The following is a 24,438-nucleotide window of genomic DNA, read 5'->3' as shown; positions in this document are numbered from 1 at the left end:
GGCTATCTGTGACAATCAGTCACAGTACGTAGTGAAAGTGGTTGCTTGTGCTTCCGCTTGTGCCCGTGCGTCCGCTCTCAGAGGGTCAGTCGGTAGCAGTGACCCTCCCGGCGCGAGGCCGGGATCACGAACGTCTCGGCGAGGCGCATCCCGAGCCGCCGGGTGACCGCCGTCGAGCGGGTGTTGCGGGCGTCGACCATCGCGACCACGTCCCGCACGCCGGTGGCGCGCACCCGTTCCAGCGTCTGGTGCGCCGCGGCGGTGACGTACCCCTTGCCCCAGTGCTCCCGGCCGAGGCGCCAGCCGATCTCGATCTCGCCCGTCGGACCCCAGTCCCGCTCCCAGGGCTGGGCGCCCGTGAAGCCGATGACGTGGTCCGCCCCGTCGACCATGGTCCACAGGCAGAAGCCGAGTTCGGCGTCGTGCCGCCGCTGGCGGGCGGTGAGCTCCTCGTACACCGACAACTCCGCGGCCCTGCCGCCGTGGAACTCCATGACGTCCGGGTCGGCGAAGATCCGGTGCCAGGTGAAGGCGTCCTCATGAGTGGGTACGCGAAGCCGTACAGCGGGCAGAGCTCGGTGCATTGAGGCAGCCCTTCAGCCGGGTGATCAATTGTCCTGCATAGACTGCCCGTGTCCAGTGCCGGTCGGCACGCAGATTTCGAACTTGGGGAGATCCCGCCGTGACCGAGCCCCTCTCCGACAACACCGCCGATGTGATCGTCGTGGGCGCGGGGCCCGCCGGCTCCGCCACCGCGTACCACCTGGCCAGGTCCGGTCTCGACGTGCTCCTGCTGGAGAAGACCGTGTTCCCGCGGGAGAAGGTCTGCGGCGACGGCCTCACCCCGCGCGCCACCAAGCAGCTCGTGTCGATGGGCATCGACATCTCCGAAGAGGCGGGATGGCTGCGCAACAAGGGCCTGCGCATCATCGGCGGCGGGGTCCGCCTCCAGCTCGACTGGCCGGAACTCGCCTCCTTCCCCGACTACGGCCTGGTCCGCAAGCGGGACGACTTCGACGAACAGCTCGCCCGGCAGGCCCAGAAGGCCGGCGCGCGCCTGTACGAGCGCTGCAACGTGGGCGCGCCGATCATCGACGACCGCACCGGCCGCATCACCGGTGTGAAGGCCAAGCTCGGCGAGGAGAAGCGGGAAGTCACCTTCCACGCCCCGCTGGTGGTGGCCGCCGACGGCAACTCCACGCGGCTGTCCCTGGCCATGGGCCTGCACCGCCGCGAGGACCGCCCGATGGGCGTCGCGGTCCGCACGTACTTCACCTCGCCGCGCCACGACGACGACTACCTGGAGTCCTGGCTGGAGCTGTGGGACCGCCGCGGCCCGCAGGACCGGCTGCTGCCCGGCTACGGCTGGATCTTCGGCATGGGCGACGGGACGAGCAACGTCGGCCTCGGCGTGCTCAACACCTCGGACTCCTTCAAGGAACTGGACTGGCGCGAGGTCCTGAAGGCCTGGTGCGCGTCGATGCCCGAGGACTGGGGCTACACCCCGGACAACATGACCGGCCCGATCCGCGGAGCCGCGCTCCCGATGGCCTTCAACCGCCAGCCGCACTACACGCGCGGACTGCTGCTCGTCGGTGACGCGGGCGGCCTGGTGAACCCGTTCAACGGCGAGGGCATCGCCTACGCCATGGAATCCGGGCAGATCGCCGCCGAGGTCATCGTCCAGGCGCACGCGCGGGCGACGCCGGCCCAGCGGGAGATCGCCCTCCAGCGCTACCCGCGCGTCCTGAAGGACACCTACGGCGGCTACTACACGCTCGGCCGCGCGTTCGTGAAGCTCATCGGCAACCCGAAGATCATGCAGATCGCCGCCCAGCGCGGACTGACGCACCCGATGCTGATGAAGTTCACCCTGAAGCTGCTCGCCAACCTGACGGACCCCACGGGCGGCGACGCGATGGACCGCGTCATCAACGGTCTGAGCAAGGTGGCGCCGAAGGCGTGAGGCGTCCCGCGCCTCCTGCGTGCCCGTGTCCCCGCGTCCCGTCGTGCGCGGACGCGGGGACCCGGGAGCCGTGAGGGGCGCTGTGGGCGGCCGGGGCCGGGTGGACGGGCTCGCGGCCGCCGACGCGTGTCCGGGGCGCCGTGAGGGCCTGCCACGCGGCTGTACGCGGTCCGGCCGGCGCATACCGGCCGTCAATCCCCGCGAAGCGGCCGACAATTCGGGCATGCGGGGTGATCTCGGCCGACGGGAGTGGCCGGCCGGGGTGAGGGAGAAGCCTGTGAGCGGAAGGCGCGCGGGGGAAGCGTGAGCGGGCGTGCGTGAGCGCGGACGGTAGAGAGCCGCTGCCCACGAGCGGCAGCGGCCCCCTGGGCCCACGTCGGCCGGGCCCGTGCGAACCGGGCCCGGCGACCCGGACCGCCAGGGGTCCGGGTCCTTGTCCGGGGTCGTGCGGGCGTGGCTCAGAGCACGCGCACGGCGCCCGACGCGGGGTAGCCGGAGAGGTCCTGGATGACGACGCCCTTGGACGGGTTGGCGGCGTCCAGGTACTGGCCGTTACCGATGTAGACACCCGTGTGGTACGCGGAGCCCTTGCCGCCCCAGTACAGGATGTCGCCGACCTGGAGGTTGGACAGCGAGACGTCGGTGCCGACCGTCGACTGGTCCTGGGAGACGCGCGGGAGGTCCACGCCGACCTGCTTGAACGCGGCCTGCACCAGGCTGGAGCAGTCCCAGGCGTTGGGGCCCGTCGCGCCCATGACGTAGGCGTCGCCCACCTGCGCCTTGAGGAAGGAGATCACCGTCGCGACGCTGCCGCCGGTGGGCGCGGAGGCGGTGGTCGCGGTGGCCGTCGTGCTCGTGGTGCCCGCGTCGGCGGTGAGGGTGACACGCTCGGCATCGCGCGTGGCGCGCTCGGCGGCGGCCTTGCGGGCCTCCTCGGCGGCCTTCTTCTTCGCCTCCGCCTTCTCCTTGGCCTCGGCGAGGTCGGCCTTGGCCGTCTTGGCCGCCTTGGCGGCGGCGGCGTCACGCTCGGCCTGCAGCTGGTAGTTCGCGGCGGCCTGCTGGGTGGCCTCCGCGGACTGGGCGACCTGAGTGGACAGGTCGGCCGTCAGGGCGGGCAGTTCGAGGGTCTGGGTCACCGGCTCGGCGGCGACCGCCGAGGCCGACGCCCCGGCCACTGCCAGAGTGCCGAGGACGCCACCGGCCACTCCGGCCCGCATCGCCATCGTGGTCTGCGCGGTGCGGCGGGGTTTCCGGTGGCTTCGTATGTGAGCGGTGTGGGACATGGGAACAACCGGTACCAGGGGCTCCTTCATATCCACAAGAAACGTGTGCTGCGCCACAATTGTTCAATCGCGGCGCCGAACCCCGGGCGCGTCGCTCTTTATTGACGCCGTAACGGACATTGCGGACGTGGGGCAATGGGCCCGTGATCACGGCCTTTCGTCTTTACGTCCGAATTGCCCCGCACCTACCATCGGTTGAAACGATTGGCCAAGCCCTCCTTCTGTGCCCTCGCGGCAGATGTGGCGGAGGTCACGGAACGGTCACCCCTGTCGTCGCGTCCGGTGTGCGAGCCGCGGGCGGATTACGGATGGATTGCGGCATGATCGCGGCCGGATCGCGGCGGGTGTCACGCCCGGGCCGAGTGCCGGGGCGTGTCCGGGTCAAGCCCGGGTCGAGTCCGGGCCGAGTCCGGAGTCGCCCTCGGGTCGAGTCCGGGCCGTGTCCGGGCCGAGTCCGGAGTGGAAGCCCCGGAGTGAGTCCGGGGCGCTTCGGATCGGTTCCGGGCAGGCGCGAGCCGCGTCCGTTCGCGGCCGGGTTCGCGGCCCCGGGTTCATGGCCGGGTTCCGGTCGGCCGGGGTGCGGCAGAGGTCGCCACCGGGGTCGCGGTCGGGTCCGTGGCGGGTCGGCGGTGGGTCGGCGGCGGGTCCGGGGTGTTCGGACTTCGTGAACGCGCGCACACGTCCACATCGCGCCCCGCGTCCCCCCGATGTGTGAACGCGCTCTTTAGCAAGCGATCGAGTCCGGCGCCAATTTGCATGCAGAGGAACCATCTTGATATGGAGACGCCTCTCTGGCCTGCATCGATGCGGCGGGATGTCACTTCTGGTGACCGTGCGGATGCTTCGCGTACGAAGATCACCGCTCCTCCGGCTTCATGATCGTTCGTCAGGTGGTGGAGATCACAAAGCTTGTGCAATACCCCGTGTCGCAGATCACAGACTTGCGGGCATAGGATGCGGAGCGGTTGGGCTTGTGACCTGCTTCACATGTTCTCGATCTTCGCCGGGGCGGGCGTGGTTCGTGGGGCACGTGGGGCGCAAGTGAGCCCGACTCGCCAGCAGTCAGTGCCGACTGAGAGGAGCGAGGAGCGGTGAACGCGTATGCGCCCATCCTCGTACTGGGAGCCCTCGGGGCAGGCTTTGCGATCTTCTCCGTGGTCATGGCCACGCTGATCGGTCCGAAGCGGTACAACCGCGCCAGGCTCGAGGCCTACGAGTGCGGTATCGAACCGACCCCCACGCCGGCCGGCGGCGGGCGCTTCCCCATCAAGTACTACCTGACGGCGATGCTCTTCATCGTCTTCGACATCGAGATCGTCTTCCTTTATCCCTGGGCCGTCAGTTTCGACGCCCTGGGGATCTTCGGGCTCGTGGAGATGCTGCTCTTCGTGCTCACCGTCTTCGTCGCCTACGCCTACGTATGGCGGCGCGGCGGGCTGGAATGGGACTGAAGGGCCTTTGACCATGGGACTCGAAGAAAAGCTGCCGAGCGGATTCCTGCTGACCACCGTCGAGCAGGCCGCGGGCTGGGTGCGCAAGTCGTCCATGTTCCCCGCCACGTTCGGACTCGCCTGCTGTGCCATCGAGATGATGACCACCGGCGCCGGCCGCTACGACCTGGCGCGCTTCGGCATGGAGGTCTTCCGCGGCTCGCCGCGGCAGGCGGACCTGATGATCGTGGCCGGCCGGGTCAGCCAGAAGATGGCGCCGGTGCTGCGGCAGGTCTACGACCAGATGCCGAACCCCAAGTGGGTGATCTCCATGGGGGTCTGCGCCTCGTCGGGCGGCATGTTCAACAACTACGCGATCGTGCAGGGCGTCGACCACATCGTCCCGGTCGACATCTACCTGCCCGGTTGCCCGCCCCGCCCCGAGATGCTGCTGGACGCCATTCTCAAGCTCCACCAGAAGGTCCAGGGTTCCAAGCTCGGCGTGAACGCCGAAGAGGCGGCCCGCGAGGCGGAGGAGGCGGCGCTCAAGGCCCTGCCCACCATCGAGATGAAGGGGCTGCTGCGATGAGCGACGCGAACGGCACCGCGGGTGACGGCGTGAACCCCGAGAAGGACCTCTCCGCCGAGAACCTCCCCGGCCAGCGGGGCGACGGGGGCGAGGAGATCCGCGTCCAGCGCGGCATGTTCGGCGCCAACAACGGCGGTGACACCTCCGGCTACGGCGGCCTGGTCCGCTCGGTCCGGCTCCCGGGAGCGTCGAACCGCCCCTACGGGGGATGGTTCGACGAGGTGGCCGACGAACTGGAGGGCGCGCTGGAGGAGCAGGACCTGCTCCCCGGGAACGCCATCGGGAAGACGGTCGTCGACCACGACGAACTCACCTTCCACATCGAGCGCGAGCACCTGGTCCGGGTCGCGACGACCCTGCGCGACGATCCCGCGCTCCGCTTCGAGCTGTGCACCGGCGTCAGCGGCGTGCACTACCCCAGCGACAAGGGCCGCGAGCTGCACGCCGTGTACCACCTGCGGTCGATCACCCACAACCGGATGATCCGCCTGGAAGTCAGCGCTCCCGACGGCGACCCGCACATCCCGTCGCTGGTCTCCGTCTACCCGACGAACGACTGGCACGAGCGCGAGACGTACGACTTCTTCGGCATCGTCTTCGACGGTCACCCGGCCCTGACGCGGATCCTGATGCCGGACGACTGGCAGGGCCATCCGCAGCGCAAGGACTACCCCCTCGGCGGCATCCCCGTCGAGTACAAGGGCGCCCGGATCCCGGCTCCGGACCAGCGGAGGTCGTACTCATGAGCATGCCGAACGCCTCCGCCGCCTCGGCGCGCGAGACCACGGAAGGCACCGTCTACACCGTCACCGGCGGCGACTGGGACGAGGTCGTCGAGACGGCGCAGCGCAGTGACGACGAGCGCATCATCGTCAACATGGGACCGCAGCACCCGTCCACGCACGGCGTGCTCCGGCTGATCCTGGAGATCGACGGCGAGACGGTCACCGAGGCCCGCTGCGGCATCGGCTACCTCCACACCGGCATCGAGAAGAACCTCGAGTACCGGACCTGGACCCAGGGCACCACGTTCGTGACGCGCATGGACTACCTGACGCCGTTCTTCAACGAGACGGCGTACTGCCTCGGCGTCGAGAAGCTCCTCGGCATCGAGGACCAGATCCCCGACCGCGCCTCGGTCATCCGCGTGCTCCTGATGGAGCTGAACCGGCTCTCCTCCCACCTGGTGTGCATCGCCACCGGAGGCATGGAACTCGGCGCCACCACGATCATGATCTACGGATTCCGTGATCGTGAACTCATTCTCGACGCCTTCGAGCTCATCACCGGCCTGCGGATGAACCACGCGTACATCCGCCCCGGCGGACTCGCCCAGGACCTGCCGCCCGGCGCCGTGGACCAGATCCGCGAGCTGGTGAAGAAGCTGCGCAAGAACCTCCCGGAGTACGACGCGCTCGCCACCGGGAACCCCATCTTCAAGGCCCGCATGCAGGACGTCGGCTATCTGGACCTGGCCGGCTGCATGGCCCTCGGGGCGACCGGCCCGGTCCTGCGCTCCACCGGCCTGCCGCACGACCTGCGCAAGGCGCAGCCGTACTGCGGGTACGAGACGTACGACTTCGAGATCCCCACCGCGGACACCTGCGACTCCTACGGCCGCTTCCTGATCCGGCTGGAGGAGATGCGCCAGTCGCTGCGCATCGTCGAGCAGTGCCTGGACCGGCTCCAGCCCGGACCGGTCATGGTCGCCGACAAGAAGATCGCCTGGCCCGCCCAGCTCGCCATGGGGCCGGACGGACTGGGCAACTCCCTCGACCACATCAAGAAGATCATGGGCACCTCCATGGAGGCCCTGATCCACCACTTCAAGCTGGTCACCGAGGGCTTCCGCGTACCGCCGGGACAGACGTACGCGGCCGTCGAGTCGCCCAAGGGCGAGCTCGGCGCGCATGTCGTCTCCGACGGCGGCACCCGCCCCTTCCGGGTCCACTTCCGCGACCCGTCCTTCACCAACCTGCAGGCCATGGCGGCGATGTGCGAGGGCGGCCAGGTCGCCGACGTCATCGTCGCCGTGGCATCCCTCGACCCCGTGATGGGAGGCGTCGACCGGTGACCACCACCCCTTCGGAGCGGGGCGTCAGCCTGGGCATGCCCCAACTGCCCGCGCCCGCCTACCCGGACGAGGTCCGGGCCCGGCTGGAGACCGACGCGCGCGAGGTCATCGCCCGCTACCCGGACTCCCGGTCCGCTCTCCTGCCGCTGCTGCACCTCGTGCAGGCGGAGGAGGGCCATGTCACGCGCACCGGGATGCGGTTCTGCGCGGACGTGCTCGGCCTGACCACGGCCGAGGTCACCGCCGTCGCCACCTTCTACTCCATGTACCGGCGCCGGCCGAGCGGCGACTACCAGGTCGGGGTGTGCACCAACACCCTGTGCGCGGTCATGGGCGGCGACGCCATCTTCGAGGAGCTCCAGGAGCACTTGGGCCTCGGCAACGGCGAGACCACCGACGACGGCAAGGTCACCCTCGAGCACATCGAGTGCAACGCGGCCTGCGACTTCGCGCCCGTCGTGATGGTCAACTGGGAGTTCTTCGACAACCAGGACCCGCAGAGCGCCAAGCGCCTCGTCGACGACCTGCGGGCCGGCCGCCCGGTGTCGCCCACGCGCGGGGCGCCCCTGTGCACGTTCAAGGAGACCGCCCGGATCCTGGCCGGCTTCCCCGACGAGCGGGACGGTGCCGTCGACGCCACGGGAAGCGCGGGACCCGCCTCCCTGGCCGGCCTGAAGCTGGCCAAGGGGGAGGCCGCCCCCGCACGCGTGGTGCACCCGCGCGGTGAGGCGTCCCAGGACACCCCGCCGCACGACCCGTCACCGGCGGAGCACCTCAGCTCGCACGACGCGCCGCAGGACACGTCGGCCTCCGACCCGGCGCATCCGGCCGGACCTGCCGCAGAGGAGGGGGAGTGATGACCTTGGCACCCGAACTCAAGGACACCGGCCCGGAGAAGCTGCTCGCGCCCGTGCTGTCGGCCTTCTGGGACGAGGACAGGTCCTGGACGCTGGACGTCTACAAGAGGCACGAGGGGTACGAGGGGCTCCGCAAGGCGCTCGCCATGTCACCGGACGACGTCATCGCGTACGTCAAGGAGTCCGGTCTGCGGGGGCGCGGAGGCGCCGGATTCCCCACGGGAATGAAATGGCAGTTCATTCCCCAGGGAGACGGAAAACCGCACTACCTGGTGGTCAACGCCGACGAGTCGGAACCCGGGACGTGCAAGGACATTCCGCTCCTCTTCGCGAACCCGCACAGCCTCATCGAGGGCATCGTCATCGCCTGTTACGCCATCAGGTCGTCCCACGCCTTCATCTACCTGCGGGGCGAAGTCGTCCCCGTGCTGCGGCGGTTGCACGAGGCGGTGCGCGAGGCCTACGCGGCGGGCCTCCTCGGCGAGAACGTGCTGGGCAGCGGACTCGACCTCGAACTCACCGTGCACGCGGGCGCCGGCGCGTACATCTGCGGTGAGGAGACCGCACTCCTCGACTCGCTCGAAGGCCGCCGTGGCCAACCGCGGCTCCGTCCCCCCTTCCCCGCCGTCGCGGGCCTCTACGCGTGCCCGACCGTGGTGAACAACGTCGAGTCGATCGCCTCGGTTCCCACCATCATGAACCGGGGCAAGGACTGGTTCCGCTCGATGGGCAGCGAGAAGTCACCCGGCTTCACCCTCTACTCCCTCAGCGGCCACGTCGCACGCCCCGGACAGTACGAGGCGCCGATGGGCATCACACTGCGCCAGCTGCTCGACATGAGCGGCGGCATGCGGCCGGGACACCGCCTGAAGTTCTGGACGCCGGGCGGCTCCTCCACGCCGATGTTCACCGACGAGCACCTCGACGTCCCCCTCGACTACGAGGGGGTGGGCGCCGCCGGCTCCATGCTCGGCACCAAGGCCCTCCAGTGCTTCGACGAGACCACGTGCGTCGTACGGGCCGTCACCCGCTGGACCGAGTTCTACGCCCACGAGTCCTGCGGCAAGTGCACGCCCTGCCGCGAAGGCACGTACTGGCTCGTGCAGCTGATGCGCGACATCGAGGCCGGCAAGGGCCGGATGTCCGACCTCGACAAGCTGAACGACATCGCCGACAACATCAACGGCAAGGCGTTCTGCGCCCTCGGCGACGGCGCCGCCTCGCCGATCTTCTCCTCGCTCAAGTACTTCCGTGAGGAGTACGAGCAGCACATCACGGGCCGGGGCTGCCCCTTCGACCCCGCGAGGTCGACGGCCTGGGCCGACCGCACGGAGGTGCACGCATGACCGTGACCACCAACGCTCCTTCGGGAGGGGGAGAGGCGGCGGTCCCCCCGGAGGACCTCGTCACGCTGACGATCGACGGCGCCGAGCTCAGCGTGCCCAAGGGCACCCTGGTCATCCGGGCCGCCGAACAGCTCGGCATCGAGATCCCCCGGTTCTGCGACCACCCGCTCCTCGACCCGGCCGGCGCCTGCCGCCAGTGCATCGTCGAGGTCGAGGGCCAGCGCAAGCCCATGGCCTCCTGCACCATCACCTGCACCGACGGGATGGTGGTGAAGACCCAGCTCACCTCGCCCGTCGCGGAGAAGGCCCAGCACGGGGTGATGGAGCTGCTGCTCATCAACCACCCGCTGGACTGCCCGGTCTGCGACAAGGGCGGCGAGTGCCCGCTGCAGAACCAGGCCATGTCCCACGGACAGGCCGACTCCCGCTTCGACGGAAAGAAGCGGACCTACGAGAAGCCCGTCCCGATCTCCACCCAGGTGCTGCTGGACCGCGAACGGTGCGTGCTGTGCGCCCGCTGCACCCGGTTCTCCAACCAGATCGCGGGCGACCCGATGATCGAGATGGTGGAGCGGGGCGCGCTCCAGCAGATCGGCACCGGCGAGGGCGATCCCTTCGAGTCGTACTTCTCCGGCAACACCATCCAGATCTGCCCGGTCGGCGCGCTCACCTCGGCGGCCTACCGGTTCCGCTCCCGCCCCTTCGACCTGGTCTCCTCGCCGTCGGTGTGCGAGCACTGCGCCGGTGGCTGCGCCACCCGCACCGACCACCGGCGCGGCAAGGTCATGCGGCGGCTCGCCGCCGACGACCCCGAGGTCAACGAGGAGTGGATGTGCGACAAGGGCCGCTTCGGGTTCCGGTACGCACAGCAGCGGGACCGGCTGCAGACCCCGCTCGTGCGCAACGCCGAGGGTGAGCTGGAGCCCGCCTCCTGGCCCGACGCGCTGCAGATCGCGGCCCAGGGCCTGCTGGCCTCCCGCGGCCGCACCGGCGTCCTGACCGGCGGCCGGCTCACCGTCGAGGACGCCTACGCGTACAGCAAGTTCGCGCGCGTGGCCCTCGACACCAACGACATCGACTTCCGCGCGCGCGTGCACAGCGCCGAGGAGGCCGACTTCCTCGCCGCGCGGGTCGCGGGCCGCGGACGTGACCTCGGGGGCGCGTCCGGTACGGACTCCGCCGACGGTGTCACGTACTCCTCGCTGGAGAAGGCGCCCGCCGTCCTGCTGGTCGGGTTCGAGGCCGAGGAGGAGGCGCCCGGCGTCTTCCTGCGGCTGCGCAAGGCCTGGCGTACGCACGGGCAGCGGACCTTCTCACTGGCCACGCACGCCACACGCGGACTGGAGAAGGCCGGCGGCACGCTGCTGCCGGCGGCTCCCGGCACCGAGACCGAATGGCTCGACGCGCTCGCGAGCGGGGTCGGCCTGGAGGGCGACGGGGCCCGAGCCGCCGAAGCGCTGCGGGCCGAGGGCGCGGTGATCGTCGTCGGCGAGCGGATCGCCGCCGTCGAGGGCGGCCCGACCGCCGCCGTACGGATCGCCACCGCGACCGGCGCCCGGCTGGTGTGGATTCCCCGGCGCGCCGGGGAGCGGGGCGCCGTCGAGGCGGGCGCGCTGCCGTCGCTGCTGCCGGGCGGGCGCCCGGCGACCGACCCGCGCGCACGGGAGGAGGTCGCCGCCGTCTGGGGCGTCGCCGCCCTCCCGCACCGCTACGGCCGCGACACCCGCGAGATCGTCGAGGCTGCCGCGACCGGCGAGCTGCAGGCGCTGCTGGTCGCCGGCGTCGAGGTCGCCGACCTGCCCGACCCCGCACGCGCGCGTACGGCACTCGCCGAGGCCGGGTTCGTGGTCTCGCTGGAGCTGAGGCCCAGCGAGGTCACCGAACTCGCCGACGTGGTGCTGCCGGTCGCGGCCGTCGTCGAGAAGGCCGGCGCCTTCCTCAACTGGGAAGGCAGGGTCCGGCCCTTCGAGTCGGCGCTCAAGCCCGAGCAGCTGACCCGTACCCTCCCGCCGACCGACGCGCGCGTGCTCCAGATGCTCGCCGACGCCATGGACGTGCACCTGGGTCTGCCGGACCTGCGCACCACCCGCGCGGAGCTCGAGCGGCTCGGCGCCTGGGACGGCCCGCGGGCCACCGAACCACTGGAGACCGCGGGAGCGCTGCCCCGGCCGGCCGCCGGAGAGGCGGTGCTCGCGGGGCACCGCCTGCTGCTGGACCAGGGACTCCTGCAACAGGGCGACGAGGCGCTCGCCGGCACCCGGCACGCCGCGCACGCGCGCCTGTCGGCCGCCACGGCCGCCGAGGTGGGCGTCAAGGACGGCGACCCGATCGCCGTGACCGGCCCCGCGGGGACGGTCGAGCTGACCCTGGGCGTCACCGAGATGCCCGACCGCGTGGTGTGGCTCCCGCTGAACTCCGTCGGCGGCGGGGTCGCCTCCGACACCGGGGCGCTGCCCGGCTCCCTCGTCCGAATCGGCCCGGCGGGACCCGCCGGCGAGGCCCTCAAGGAGGTGGAGGCATGAGCCCGTACTTCGCCGCTGAAGACCTCTCGATGTTCGGCCGCGACCCCTGGTGGCTGGTCGTCGTCAAGGCGGTGTTCTGCTTCGCCTTCCTCATGGTGACGGTGCTGATCGCCATCGTGATGGAACGCAAGATCGTCGCCTGGATGCAGCTGCGCATCGGCCCCAACCGGAACGGCCCCTGGGGCATGCTCCAGTCGCTCGCCGACGGCGTGAAGCTGATGCTCAAGGAAGACGTCGTCGTCAAACGCGCCGACAAGGTGGTGTACGTCCTCGCGCCGATCGTCGCGGCCGTCCCGGCCTTCATGGCGATCGCGGTGATCCCCTTCGGGCCGTCCGGCAACGAGATCTCGATCTTCGGCCAGCGGACCACGATGCAGCTCACCGACCTGCCGATCGCGTTGCTCTACATCCTCGCGGTCGCCTCCATCGGCATCTACGGCATCGTCCTCGCCGGCTGGAGCTCCGGATCCACGTACCCGCTGCTGGGCGGACTGCGCTCGTGCGCGCAGATGATCTCCTACGAGATCGCCATGGGCGCCGCCTTCGCCTCCGTGTTCCTCTACTCGGGGTCGATGTCGACGTCGGCGATCGTCGAGCAGCAGGCCGACCGCTGGTACATCCTGCTGCTGCCGGTCTCCTTCATCATCTACATCGTCACGATGGTCGGCGAGACCAACCGCGCCCCCTTCGACATGCCCGAGTCCGAGGGCGACCTGGTCGGCGGCTTCAACACCGAGTACTCGTCGATCAAGTTCGCGATGTTCATGCTCGCCGAGTACATCAACATGGTGACCGTCTCCGCCGTCGCCGTCACCCTCTTCCTGGGCGGCTGGCGCGCTCCATGGCCGGTCAGCACCTTCTGGGAGGGCGCGAACCACGGCTGGTGGCCGATGCTCTGGTTCATCGTCAAGGTCCAGCTGCTGCTGTTCATGTTCGTCTGGCTGCGCGGCACGCTCCCACGCGTGCGCTACGACCAGCTGATGAAGCTCGGCTGGAAGGTCCTCATCCCGGTCTCCCTGGTGTGGCTGATGGCCGTCGCCACGGTGCGGGCCCTGAGGAACGAGGGCTACGGCTTCGCGGACCTGGCCCTCTACATCGCCGCCGGAGTACTCGTCCTGCTGCTGTTGTCCTTCGTCGCGGACATGTTCCGCTCGAAGGGCAAGGAGGCCGGGGGAGCCGGAGAGCCGGGCGGGGAACCGGCCGCCTTCGACCCGATGGCAGGCGGATTCCCCGTACCACCGCTGCCCGGACAGGAACTTCCGCCGGTGCCGCGACGCCGCTCGCGCCGGGAGCGGGAGCTCGTCGCCAGTGGCGGGACCGATACCCCCAGTGACGGATCTCTGGATGGAAAGGAGGCGTCCGATGACTGAGGAACCCAAGGAGACCAAGCCCGGTTTCCAGAACCCCGTGGCCGGCTTCGGTGTGACCTTCAAGGCCATGTTCAAGAAGCGGCTGACCGAGCAGTACCCGGAGCAGCAGAAGACCACGGCCCCGCGCTTCCACGGCAGGCACCAGCTCAACCGCCATCCGGACGGTCTGGAGAAGTGCGTCGGCTGCGAGCTGTGCGCCTGGGCCTGTCCCGCCGACGCGATCTACGTCGAGGGCGCGGACAACACCGAGGAGGAGCGCTACTCGCCCGGCGAGCGGTACGGCCGCGTCTACCAGATCAACTACGCCCGCTGCATCCTGTGCGGCCTGTGCATCGAGGCGTGCCCCACGCGCGCGCTGACGATGACCAACGAGTTCGAGCTGGCCGACTCCAGCCGCGCCAACCTCATCTACACCAAGGAGCAGCTGCTCGCCGGTCTGGAGGAGGGCATGGTGGACAGCCCGCACGCCATGTACCCGGGCACCGACGAACAGGACTACTACCGGGGCCTGGTGACCGAGGCCGCCCCCGGCACGGAGCGGCAGGCCGCCCACTCCGAGGGCGAGGTCGTGCAGGAGGCCGACTCGACCTTCGGCGAGGGCGAACCGGCGTCGGAGAAGGTGATCCGGAAATGACCGAGTACCTCGCCGCCTACTCCACCTCCACCGGGGAGGCCGTCCAGTTCTGGGTCCTCGGCACGGTCGCCGTGATCGGCGCCCTGGGCACGATCCTGATGCGGCGGGCCGTGCACAGCGCGCTCTTCCTGGCCGGAACCATGATCGTCCTGGCGGTGTTCTACCTCGCCAACGGCGCCTACTTCCTGGGCGTCGTCCAGATCATCGTCTACACCGGCGCGATCATGATGCTGTTCCTGTTCGTGGTGATGCTGGTGGGTGTCACCGCGGCGGACTCCCTGAAGGAGACCATCAAGGGCCAGCGCTGGCTCGCCGCGCTGTGCGGGCTGGGCTTCGGCATCCTGCTCGTCGGCGGCATCGGCAACGCCGCGCTCACCGATTTCAACGGTCTCGGCCAGGCGAACGCGAACGGCAACGTGGAGGGCCTCGCCGCCCTCCTCTTCACCAGGTACGTCTTCGCCTTCGAGATCACCGGCGCCCTGCTCATCACGGCCGTCGTCGGCGCCATGGTGCTCACCCACCGTGAGCGCACCGAACGCGCCATGACCCAGCGGGAGCTGGCCGAACAGCGCGTCCGCGAGGGCAAGCACCTTCCGCCGCTGCCGGCCCCGGGCGTGTACGCCCGGCACAACGCGGTGGACATCCCGGGCCTGCTGCCCGACGGGACGACGTCCGACCTCACCGTCAGCAGCACGCTGCGCGACCGCGGCCAGATCCGGGACGTGTCCCAGGAGGCGCTCGGCGACCTGCGGGCGCTGGAGCGGCGCTCCGAGGAGCGGCTCGAGCGCACGGAGATCGAGCCGCCACCGTCGAGGCGGACCGAGGAGGCATCGAAGTGAACCCGGTCAACTACCTTTACCTCGCGGCCCTGTTGTTCACGATCGGCGCCACCGGTGTCCTCATCCGGCGCAACGCGATCGTCGTCTTCATGTGCATCGAGCTGATGCTCAACGCCTGCAACCTCGCGTTCGTCGCCTTCTCCCGCATGCACGGCAACCTCGACGGCCAGATCATCGCCTTCTTCACGATGGTCGTCGCCGCGGCGGAGGTCGTGGTCGGGCTGGCGATCATCGTGTCCCTGTTCCGTTCCCGCCACTCGGCCTCGGTCGACGACGCCAGCCTGATGAAGCTGTGAGGGGTCGCTGAATCGTGGAGAATCTGATTGCGCTGCTGGTGGCGGCGCCCCTGCTCGGAGCGGCGGTCCTGCTGTGCGGCGGCCGGCGGCTGGACGCCGTCGGTCACTTGATCGGCACGGCACTCGCCGCCGCGTCCTTCGTGATCGGCGTCGTCCTCTTCGCCGGCATGCTGGGCGAGGCCGCCGCCGACCGCACCCTGACGCAGCATCTGTTCAGCTGGATCCCGGTGGAGGGGTTCCAGGCCGACGTCGCCTTCCGGCTCGACCAGCTGTCGATGACGTTCGTCCTGCTGATCACCGGCGTCGGCTCGCTCATCCACCTGTACTCGATCGGGTACATGGAGCACGACGAGCGGCGCCGCCGCTTCTTCGGCTTTCTGAACCTGTTCCTCGCGGCGATGCTGATCCTCGTCCTCGCCGACAACTACCTGCTGCTGTACCTCGGCTGGGAGGGCGTCGGTCTCGCCTCCTACCTGCTGATCGGCTTCTGGCAGCACAAGCCCGGCGCCGCCACCGCGGCGAAGAAGGCCTTCCTGGTCAACCGCGTCGGCGACATGGGCCTGTCGATCGCGATCATGCTGATGTTCCTGTGGTTCGGCACCTTCGCCTTCGGGCCGGTGCTCGGCAGCCAGGACGAGGCCGGGCTCGCGGGCGCCGCAGGTGAGGGCAAGCTCACCGTGATCGCCCTCATGCTGCTGCTCGCCGCCTGCGGCAAGTCCGCCCAGGTGCCGCTGCAGTCCTGGCTCGGGGACGCGATGGAGGGCCCGACCCCGGTCTCGGCCCTGATCCACGCCGCGACCATGGTGACGGCGGGCGTCTATCTGATCGTCCGCTCCGGTGCCATCTTCAACGGCGCCCCGGACGCGCAGCTGGTCGTCACCATCGTCGGCGCGGTCACGCTGCTGTTCGGTGCGATCGTCGGTTGCGCGAAGGACGACATCAAGAAGGCGCTGGCCGGTTCGACGATGTCGCAGATCGGCTACATGGTGCTCGCGGCGGGCCTCGGCCCCATCGGCTACGTCTTCGCGATCATGCACCTGGTGACGCACGGCTTCTTCAAGGCCGGGCTGTTCCTCGGAGCCGGTTCGGTCATGCACGGCATGAACGACGAGGTCGACATGCGCCGCTACGGCGGACTGCGCAGGTACATGCCGGTCACCTTCGTCACCTTCGGACTCGGCTACCTCGCCATCATCGGTTTCCCGGGTCTGTCCGGCTTCTTCTCCAAGGACATGATCATCGAGTCGGCGTTCGCCAAGGGCGGCACCGAGGGCTGGATCCTCGGCGGCGTGGCCCTGCTGGGCGCGGCGATCACCGCGTACTACATGACGCGCGTGATGCTGATGACGTTCTTCGGCGAGGAGCGCTGGCGCAAGGCCCCGGAGCCGTCGCCGTCCTCGGCGCCCGGCGTGGAGCCGGCTGCCGCGGCGAGCGAGTACACCCCGCCGCACCCGCACGAGTCGCCGAGGAGCATGACGATCCCGATGATCGTGCTCGCCTTCGGCTCCGTGTTCGCCGGCGCGTTCTTCAGCATCGGCGACCGGTTCGTGCAGTGGCTGGAGCCCATCACCGGGTACGACCACGGCCACGCGCCGATCAGCGCCCTCACGGTCACGCTGGCCACGGTGACCGTCATGGTCGTCGGCGTGGCGATCGCCTGGGGCCAGTACGGGCGCCGCCCGGTCCCGGCCGTCGCCCCGCGCGGGTCGCTGCTCACCCGGGCCGCCCGGCGCGACCTGCTCCAGGACGACTTCAACCACGTGGTCCTGGTGCGCGGCGGTGAGCACCTCACGCGCTCGCTGGTGTACGTCGACCACACCCTGGTCGACGGGGTCGTCAACGGAACGGCGGCCTCGTTCGGCGGCCTGTCCGGGCGGATGCGCAAGCTGCAGAACGGCTTCGCGCGGTCCTACGCGGTCTCGATGTTCGGCGGCGCGGCCGTCCTGGTCGCCGCGACCCTGCTGATGAGGGCGGTCTGATACCGATGTCCTTTCCTCTGCTGACAGCGACGGCGGCGCTCCCGGCCCTCGGGGCGATCGCCACGGCCGCCGTACCGGCCACGAAACGCACCGCCGCCAAGTGGCTGGCCCTGCTGGTCTCGATCGCCACCCTGGCGCTGGCGGTCGTCGTCCTGGTGCGCTTCGACCCGGGCGGCGACCGCTACCAGCTCACCGAATCGCACGCCTGGATCGCGGACTTCGGAGTCCGCTACGAGCTGGGGGTGGACGGCATCGGGGTCGCGCTGATCGCGCTGACCGCCCTGCTGATCCCGTTCATCATCCTGGCGGGCTGGCACGACGCCGACCCCGTGGAAACCGGTAGCAAAAGGTGGCGGCCGACGCAGGGCTTCTTCGCCCTGATCCTGGTCGTCGAGGCGATGGTGATCCTCTCCTTCGAGGCCACCGACGTCTTCCTCTTCTACATCTTCTTCGAAGCCATGCTGATCCCGCTGTACTTCCTCATCGGCGGCTTCGGGGACCGGGCCCACGAGCACGGCGAGAAGGCGGCGGCGACACAACGGTCGTACGCGGCGGTCAAGTTCCTGCTCTACAACCTGGCCGGCGGTCTGGTCATGCTGGCCGCGGTGATCGGGCTCTACGTGGTCGCCGGCAACTTCTCGCTCACCGAGATCGCCGAGGCGCGGGCCAACGGCTCGCTCGAGATGTCGACGAGCACCGAACGCTGGCTGTTCCTCGGCTTCTTCCTCGCCTTCGCGGTGAAGGCGCCGATGTGGCCGCTGCACACCTGGCTGCCCAACGCCATGCAGGAGTCCACCGCCCCGGTCGCCGTGCTCATCACGGCCGTCGTGGACAAGGTGGGCACCTTCGCGATGCTCCGCTTCTGCCTCCAGCTCTTCCCCGAGGCGAGCAAGTGGGCGACACCCGTGATCATGGTGCTGGCGGTCATCAGCATCATCTACGGGGCGCTGCTCGCGGTCGGCCAGCGCGACATCAAGCGGCTGATCGCGTACGCGTCGATCTCGCACTTCGGCTTCATCATCATGGGCATCTTCGCGATGACCAGCCAGGGCCAGTCCGGGGCGACGCTCTACATGGTCAACCACGGGATCTCGACCGCCGCCCTGCTGCTGGTGGCCGGATTCCTCATCTCGCGGCGCGGCTCCCGGCTCATCGCCGACTACGGCGGGGTGCAGAAGGTCGCGCCGGTCCTCGCCGGCACGTTCCTCATCGGTGGCCTGGCGACGCTGTCGCTGCCCGGACTCGCGCCGTTCGTCAGCGAGTTCCTGGTCCTGGTCGGCACGTTCACCCGCTATCCGGTGATCGGCGTCATCGCCACCTTCGGCATCGTGCTCGCCGCGCTCTACACCCTCGTCCTCTACCAGCGGACGATGACGGGCCCCCTGCGGCCCGAGCTCGCGAAGATGCCCGACCTGAGGGTGCGTGAGATCGCCGTGGCCGCGCCGCTGATCGTGCTGCTGGTCTTCCTGGGCGTCTACCCGAAGCCCGTCACCGACATCGTGAACCCGGCGGTGAAGCAGACCATGTCAGACGTCCAGCAGAAGGACCCCCAGCCCGAGGTGGAGGCGGCCAAGTGAGCGCATCAGCCGTCCACAGCCTGTGGACAAGTGCGGTCGGCCCGATCGCGAAGATCGACGCGCCGAAGATCGAGTACGCGCAGCTCGCGCCCACCCTGATCGTCGTCGGCGCGGCGGTCCTGGGAATCCTGATCGAGGGCTTCGTACCGCGCAAATCCCGTTATTACGCACAACTGTTCGTCTCCTCGGTCGCGCTGGTCGCCGCGTTCGCCGCGGTCGTGGCACTCGCGGCCGACGGATACGGCACGACCAAGGCGGGCATCGCGGCCATGGGCGCGATCGCCGTCGACGGCCCCGCCCTGTTCCTGCAGGGCACGATCCTCCTGACGGCCCTGGTCGGCCTGTTCACCTTCGCCGAGCGCCGGCTCGACCCTCAGGTACACGGCAACCGGGTCGACTCCTTCGCCGCGCAGGCCTCTTCCGTGCCGGGCAGCGACGGAGAGAAGAAGGCCGTCAAGGCGGGGTTCACCACCACCGAGGTGTTCCCGCTGCTGCTCTTCGCGGTCGCGGGCATGCTCGTCTTCCCCGCGGCCAACGACCTGCTGACGCTCTTCGTGGCGCTGGAGGTCCTCTCCCTCCCGCTGTACCTGCTCTGCGCGCTGGCCCGCCGCAAGCGGCTCATCTCGCAGGAGGCCGCGGTCAAGTACTTCCTGCTCGGCTCGTTCGCCTCCGCGTTCCTCCTCTTCGGGATCGCGCTGCTGTACGGCTACGCGGGCTCGATGTCGTACGCGACGATCGCGCAGGTCGTCGACGGCACGATCGCGGAGGTCGACCCGGCGCTCGTCAACACCATGGGCAACGACGTGCTGCTCCTGGTGGGCTCGGGTCTGCTGATCATGGGCCTGCTGTTCAAGGTCGGCGCCGTCCCCTTCCACATGTGGACGCCGGACGTGTACCAGGGCGCGCCGACGCCGGTGACGGGTCTGATGGCGGCGGCGACCAAGGTGGCCGCTTTCGGTGCCCTGCTGCGGGTGCTGTACGTCCTGCTCCCCGGCCTGCGCTGGGACTGGCGGCCGGTCATGTGGGCCGTCGCGATCGTCACCATGCTGGGCGGCGCGATCATCGCGATCACCCAGACCGACATCAAGCGACTGCTGGCGTACTCGGCGATCTCGCACGCGGGCTTCATCCTCGCGGGTGTCATCGCGACCACGCCGGAGGGCATCTCGTCCGTCCTCTTCTACCTGGCGGCGTACTCGTTCGTGACGATCGGCGCGTTCGCGGTGGTGACGCTGGTGCGGGACGCCGGCGGTGAGGCGACGCACCTGTCCAAGTGGGCGGGGCTCGGCCGCCGTTCGCCCCTGGTGGCGGCCGTGTTCGCGGTGTTCCTGCTCGCCTTCGCGGGCATTCCGCTGACGTCCGGCTTCGCCGGGAAGTTCGCCGTGTTCAAGGCGGCGGCGGAGGGCGGCGCGGTACCGCTGGTCGTGGTCGGTGTGATCGCGTCGGCGATCGCGGCGTTCTTCTACATCCGGGTGATCGTCCTGATGTTCTTCAGCGAGCCGAAGCCCGAGGGCCCGACCGTCGCGGTGCCGTCACCGCTGACGATGATGGCGATCGGGATGGGCGTGGCGGTCACGGTGGTGCTGGGCGTGGCACCGCAGTACTTCCTGGAGCTGGCGGGGAACGCGGGAGTGTTCGTGCGCTGACCCGACACCCGCCGACGACAGGACGGCCCGGCACCCGCTCGGGGGGCGCCGGGCCGTCCTGTCGTGCCTGGCCGTGCTTGGCCGTGCTTGGCCGTGCCTGGCCGTGCCGGGCCGTGATGGGGCGTGGTCGGTCGTGGGCGGTCGTGGTGTCGGTCACGGTTGTTCGGAGGGCGACCGACCCGTGAACGTCGATGCGCAGAGGTGATGGATGCGGGGCCCTGTGGATACGTCCGGGGTGGCGGTCTGTGGACAACTCCGGGGATGTCGGTGAAGGCGCCTATCGTGGGCGCAGTGGTCGAGAGCGGCCGCAGTGGACGCGGCGGCCGCGAGTGGTCGTACGGGGGGCGGGACGATGGGCGGGACGGGCGGTAGTGGTGGGATGGCAGTGAGGGAGAGCGAGGCGCTGGCGGCGCTGCACCGGGTGTTCGGATTCGACGCCTTCCGCGGTGAGCAGCAGGCGGTGATCGAGCATGTGATCGCGGGCGGGGACGCCGTGGTGCTCATGCCGACCGGTGGCGGCAAGTCGCTGTGCTACCAGATCCCGGCCCTGGTCAGACCGGGTACGGGAGTCGTCGTCTCGCCACTGATCGCGCTGATGCAGGACCAGGTGGACGCGCTGCGGGCGCTCGGCGTGCGCGCCGGGTTCATGAACTCCACGCAGGACTTCGAGGAGCGGCGCGTCGTCGAGGCCGAGTTCCTCGCAGGCGAGCTGGACCTGCTGTATCTCGCGCCGGAGCGGCTGCGGCTGAACAACTCGCTGGAGCTGCTGTCGCGGGGGAAGATCTCCGTCTTCGCGATCGACGAGGCGCACTGCGTCTCCCAGTGGGGACACGACTTCCGGCCGGACTATCTCTCCCTGTCGCTGCTCGGCGAGCGCTGGCCGGACGTGCCCCGGATCGCGCTCACCGCGACGGCCACGCACGCCACGCACCAGGAGATCACCGAGCGGCTGGCCATGCCGGACGCCCGGCACTTCGTGGCGAGCTTCGACCGGCCCAACATCCAGTACCGGATCGTGCCCAAGGCCGACCCCAAGAAGCAGCTGCTGAGTTTCCTGCGGGAGGAACACGCGGGCGACGCGGGCATCGTCTACTGCCTCTCCCGCAACTCCGTCGAGAAGACCGCCGAGTTCCTCAGCCGCAACGGCGTCGAGGCGGTGCCGTACCACGCGGGACTGGACGCGGGGACGCGCGCCGCGCACCAGTCCCGCTTCCTGCGGGAGGACGGCCTGGTCGTGGTGGCGACCATCGCTTTCGGCATGGGCATCGACAAGCCGGACGTCCGGTTCGTCGCCCACCTCGACCTGCCCAAGTCCGTCGAGGGCTACTACCAGGAGACGGGTCGTGCGGGTCGCGACGGACTGCCGTCCACGGCCTGGATGGCGTACGGCCTCAACGACGTCATCCAGCAGCGCAAGCTGATCCAGTCCGGCGAGGGCGACGAGGCCTTCCGGCGCCGGGCCGGCCAGCACCTGGACGCGATGCTCGCCCTGTGCGAGACGGTCCGGTGCCGGCGCGGGCAGCTCCTGGCCTACTTCGGCCAGGACAACCCCGACCCGGCGGGCTGCGGCAACTGCGACTCCTGCCTCACCCCGCCGGAGACGTGGGACGGCACCGTCGCGGCCCAGAAGGTGCTCTCGACGGTGGTCCGGCTGCAGCGGGAGCGCGGGCAGAAGTTCGGCGCGGTGCAGATCGTGGACATCCTGCTGGGCAAGCGCACGGCCAAGGTCATCCAGTTCGACCACGACCAGCTCTCCGTCTTCGGGATCGGCGACGATCTGGAGGAGAGCGAATGGCGGGGCGTCGTCCGGCAGCTGCTGGCCCAGGGGCTGCTCGCGGTCGAGGGGGACTACGGCACGCTGGTGCTGACCGAGGACAGCGGGACCGTGCTGCGGCGCGAGCGGGAGGTGCCGCTGCGCAAGGAGCCGAAGAAGCCGGTGACCTCCCGGTCGGGGGCCTCGGGGTCGTCGGGCTCGGGGAAGGGGAAGGCCAAGGCCGCGGCGGCCGAGCTGCCCGAGGAACTCCTCCCGGCCTTCGAGGCGCTGCGCGCCTGGCGTGCCGAACAGGCCCGTGAGCAGGGCGTCCCCGCGTACGTCATCTTCCACGACGCCACGCTCCGCGAGATCGCCACGGTCTGGCCCGGCTCGGTCGCCGAGCTCGGCGGGATCAGCGGAGTGGGCGAGAAGAAGCTCGCGACGTACGGGGAGGGCGTGCTGGAGGTGCTCGGGTCGCTGGGCGGTCCGCAGGGCGGATCACCGGCCGGATCACCGGCCGGATCACCGGCCGGATCACCGGCCGGATCACCGGCCGGGGCGCAAGGCTCGGGTCCGGCCGAGGGGAGCGGCGCGGGAGCCGGGCAGGACCCCGCCGGGTCCGTGTTCGACGACGACTGGCCGGAGATGGACGCCGAGCCGGAGCCCGAGGACTGGATGTAGCCGTCAGCCGTCAGCCGTCAGCCGTCAGCCGTCAGCCGTCAGCCGTCAGCCGTCAGCCGTCAGCCGTCAGCCGTCAGCCGTCAGCCGTCAGGGGCGCCGGCTGTCCGGCTTCGGAGGGTGAACGACAGTTCCCATTTTGTTCAATGGATATCCAGTTTCGTCAGTGAATATCCTGGTGACGTGAAGCTTTCCGAGTGGGCAGCATGCAACGGCGTGCACTACCAGACCGCGTGGACTTGGGCGAAAGAGGGCCGTATGCCGGTCCCGGTCGTCCAGACGCCGTCGGGTACATGGCTCGTGACCGAGCCCGCCCCTCAGGCTGCGGGACGGGTCGTGGCGTACTGCCGTGTTTCGTCCGGTGACCGGAAAGCGGACCTGGAGCGCCAGGTCGCCCGGACTGTGCAAGGCGCAACGGATCGGGGGCTCGCCGTCGCTGACGTGGTGACGGAGGTCGGCTCCGGCTTGAACGGGCGCCGCCGCAAGCTGCACCGCCTGCTCGCCGACCCGGGTGTGGGGACGATCGTGGTCGAGCACCGAGACCGCCTCGCCCGGTTCGGCGTTGAGCACCTGGAGGCCGCTTTCTCGGCCACGGGGCGGCGTCTCGTTGTCCTCGACCCGGCAGAAACCGCCGACGACCTCGTACGGGACATCACCGAGGTCCTGACCTCGATGTGCGCCCGTCTGTATGGCCGGCGCTCCGCGAAGAATCGAGCCGCCCGGGCCGTCGCCGTCGCCACCGGCCCAAAGGCGGCCGGATGAAGCAGTTCAAGCCGCAACCGGGCTTCACCGTCTTCGCGCACAAGCTCGCGCTGGACCCGAACACCACGGCCAACCGTCACCTGCACTCGCACGGAGGTGCCGCGCGGGCCGCCTACAACTGGGCCGTCGCGTACATCACCGCCGTGTGGTGGCAGCGGAAGGCCGAACAGTCGTACGGCATTGCCGAGGACCAGCTCACCGAGTGGCGGTCGTGGTCGCTGCCCTCGCTGCGCAAGGCGTTCAACGAGGACAAGCGCACCAACCCGCGCTTCGCCCACTGGTGGGGGGAGAACTCCAAGGAGGCGTACAACACCGGCCTGGCAGGCGCGGCGGCAGCGTTCGACAACTACGCGAAGTCCAAGAGCGGCAGGCGCAAGGGCCGCGCGATGGGCGTCCCCCGCTTCAAGTCGAAGCGGAAAGCACACCTGACCTGTCGGTTCACCACCGGCACGATCCGTATCGAGCCTGACGGACGCCATGTCACCCTGCCCAGGATCGGCCGCGTCCGCCTCCACGAGGACGCCTCCCGTCTGCGGGCCCTCCTCGACGCCGGTCATATGCGGATCCTGTCCGCGACCGCGCGTCTTCACCGGGGCCGCTGGTTCGTGTCGTTCCAGGTGGAGGAGAAGCACCAGCTGGTGAAGGTCGCCCGCCCGGACGCGGCGGTCGGTATCGACCTCGGCATCAAGACGCTGGCCGTCCTCGCGGACAGTGGCGGTGTCCTTGGCGAGGAACCCAACCCACGCCGCCTCGAGCGCGCACAGAAGCAGCTGCGCCGCGCCAGCCGTGTGGTCTCCCGTCGGCAGGGTCCCGACCGGTGCACCGGGCAGCAGGCGT

20 protein-coding genes are annotated in these 24,438 nt (G+C 69.9%); 18 read left to right on the top strand and 2 right to left on the bottom strand.

The features are described 5' to 3' along the window. Positions 1–77 precede the first annotated feature (77 nt). On the bottom strand, positions 78–584 hold the full coding sequence (locus AOK11_RS22475) for a GNAT family N-acetyltransferase (protein WP_055595535.1): 507 nt from the start codon (positions 582–584) through the stop codon (positions 78–80). A gap of 98 nt (positions 585–682) precedes the next feature. Here AOK11_RS22475 and AOK11_RS22470 point away from each other — a divergent pair, with 98 nt between their 5' ends. After that, on the top strand, positions 683–1,966 hold the full coding sequence (locus tag AOK11_RS22470) for a geranylgeranyl reductase family protein (RefSeq protein ID WP_055595534.1): 1,284 nt from the start codon (positions 683–685) through the stop codon (positions 1,964–1,966). Positions 1,967–2,424: 458 nt separating this feature from the next. Here the strand turns inward: AOK11_RS22470 and AOK11_RS22465 are convergent, their stop codons facing one another. Continuing rightward, positions 2,425–3,279, bottom strand: a complete 855-nt coding sequence (locus tag AOK11_RS22465) for a C40 family peptidase (protein WP_055595533.1) — start codon at positions 3,277–3,279, stop codon at positions 2,425–2,427. Between the two features lie 1,061 nt (positions 3,280–4,340). Between AOK11_RS22465 and AOK11_RS22460 the strand changes: the two genes are divergently transcribed. The 17 genes from AOK11_RS22460 to AOK11_RS22380 all read left to right on the top strand — a co-directional run. After that, the gene (locus AOK11_RS22460; RefSeq protein ID WP_055570452.1) at positions 4,341–4,700 is read left to right on the top strand and encodes an NADH-quinone oxidoreductase subunit A; all 360 of its coding nucleotides are present in this window, start codon (positions 4,341–4,343) and stop codon (positions 4,698–4,700) included. A 13-nt stretch (positions 4,701–4,713) separates the two neighbouring features. Then, positions 4,714–5,268: a NuoB/complex I 20 kDa subunit family protein gene (locus AOK11_RS22455; protein ID WP_055595532.1), complete on the top strand. Its 555-nt coding sequence runs from the start codon at positions 4,714–4,716 to the stop codon at positions 5,266–5,268. Beyond that, a complete protein-coding gene (locus AOK11_RS22450) occupies positions 5,265–6,014 on the top strand; it encodes an NADH-quinone oxidoreductase subunit C (protein ID WP_055595531.1) in 750 nt (249 codons plus the stop codon). The genes AOK11_RS22455 and AOK11_RS22450 overlap by 4 nt, the downstream gene beginning before the upstream one ends. Continuing rightward, complete coding sequence (locus AOK11_RS22445) at positions 6,011–7,342, top strand: NADH-quinone oxidoreductase subunit D (RefSeq protein WP_055595530.1); 1,332 nt, start codon at positions 6,011–6,013, stop codon at positions 7,340–7,342. Before AOK11_RS22450 ends, AOK11_RS22445 begins: the two co-directional genes overlap by 4 nt. Continuing rightward, positions 7,339–8,199 (top strand): NADH-quinone oxidoreductase subunit NuoE, encoded by an 861-nt coding sequence (nuoE, locus tag AOK11_RS22440; protein WP_055595529.1) that lies wholly within the window; start codon positions 7,339–7,341, stop codon positions 8,197–8,199. The genes AOK11_RS22445 and nuoE overlap by 4 nt, the downstream gene beginning before the upstream one ends. Next, positions 8,199–9,545 carry an NADH-quinone oxidoreductase subunit NuoF gene (nuoF, locus tag AOK11_RS22435; RefSeq protein WP_055595528.1) on the top strand — a complete coding sequence of 449 codons (1,347 nt, stop codon included), beginning with the start codon at positions 8,199–8,201 and terminating at the stop codon, positions 9,543–9,545. The genes nuoE and nuoF overlap by 1 nt, the downstream gene beginning before the upstream one ends. Further along, a complete protein-coding gene (locus AOK11_RS22430; protein WP_055595527.1) occupies positions 9,542–12,067 on the top strand; it encodes an NADH-quinone oxidoreductase subunit G in 2,526 nt (841 codons plus the stop codon). The genes nuoF and AOK11_RS22430 overlap by 4 nt, the downstream gene beginning before the upstream one ends. After that, positions 12,064–13,437: an NADH-quinone oxidoreductase subunit NuoH gene (gene nuoH, locus AOK11_RS22425; RefSeq protein WP_055595526.1), complete on the top strand. Its 1,374-nt coding sequence runs from the start codon at positions 12,064–12,066 to the stop codon at positions 13,435–13,437. The genes AOK11_RS22430 and nuoH overlap by 4 nt, the downstream gene beginning before the upstream one ends. Next, on the top strand, positions 13,430–14,071 hold the full coding sequence (gene nuoI / locus AOK11_RS22420) for an NADH-quinone oxidoreductase subunit NuoI (protein ID WP_055595525.1): 642 nt from the start codon (positions 13,430–13,432) through the stop codon (positions 14,069–14,071). Before nuoH ends, nuoI begins: the two co-directional genes overlap by 8 nt. Next, positions 14,068–14,910: an NADH-quinone oxidoreductase subunit J gene (locus AOK11_RS22415; protein WP_055595524.1), complete on the top strand. Its 843-nt coding sequence runs from the start codon at positions 14,068–14,070 to the stop codon at positions 14,908–14,910. Before nuoI ends, AOK11_RS22415 begins: the two co-directional genes overlap by 4 nt. Next, on the top strand, positions 14,907–15,206 hold the full coding sequence (gene nuoK / locus AOK11_RS22410) for an NADH-quinone oxidoreductase subunit NuoK (protein WP_003974374.1): 300 nt from the start codon (positions 14,907–14,909) through the stop codon (positions 15,204–15,206). Before AOK11_RS22415 ends, nuoK begins: the two co-directional genes overlap by 4 nt. 14 nt (positions 15,207–15,220) lie before the next feature. Then, entirely contained in the window at positions 15,221–17,185 is a 1,965-nt protein-coding gene (gene nuoL, locus AOK11_RS22405) for an NADH-quinone oxidoreductase subunit L (RefSeq protein WP_055595523.1), read from the top strand. A 5-nt stretch (positions 17,186–17,190) separates the two neighbouring features. Next, positions 17,191–18,762, top strand: coding sequence for an NADH-quinone oxidoreductase subunit M (locus AOK11_RS22400; protein WP_055595522.1), 1,572 nt, complete (start codon positions 17,191–17,193; stop codon positions 18,760–18,762). Further along, positions 18,759–20,408, top strand: a complete 1,650-nt coding sequence (gene nuoN / locus AOK11_RS22395) for an NADH-quinone oxidoreductase subunit NuoN (RefSeq protein ID WP_055595521.1) — start codon at positions 18,759–18,761, stop codon at positions 20,406–20,408. The genes AOK11_RS22400 and nuoN overlap by 4 nt, the downstream gene beginning before the upstream one ends. 352 nt (positions 20,409–20,760) lie before the next feature. Further along, the gene (gene recQ / locus AOK11_RS22390; RefSeq protein ID WP_055595520.1) at positions 20,761–22,842 is read left to right on the top strand and encodes a DNA helicase RecQ; all 2,082 of its coding nucleotides are present in this window, start codon (positions 20,761–20,763) and stop codon (positions 22,840–22,842) included. A gap of 180 nt (positions 22,843–23,022) precedes the next feature. Next, positions 23,023–23,601, top strand: a complete 579-nt coding sequence (locus AOK11_RS22385) for an IS607 family transposase (RefSeq protein ID WP_055595519.1) — start codon at positions 23,023–23,025, stop codon at positions 23,599–23,601. Further along, positions 23,598–24,438: transposase (locus AOK11_RS22380; RefSeq protein WP_157869425.1), on the top strand; the 841-nt coding region annotated here is incomplete at its 3' end. The genes AOK11_RS22385 and AOK11_RS22380, both read left to right, overlap by 4 nt.

The sequence above is a fragment of the Streptomyces hirsutus genome (assembly GCF_001418415.1).
Lineage (GTDB): Bacteria > Actinomycetota > Actinomycetes > Streptomycetales > Streptomycetaceae > Streptomyces > Streptomyces hirsutus.
The sequence above is the reverse complement of the archived record's forward strand: the minus strand, read 5'-3'. Positions and strand labels throughout refer to the sequence as shown.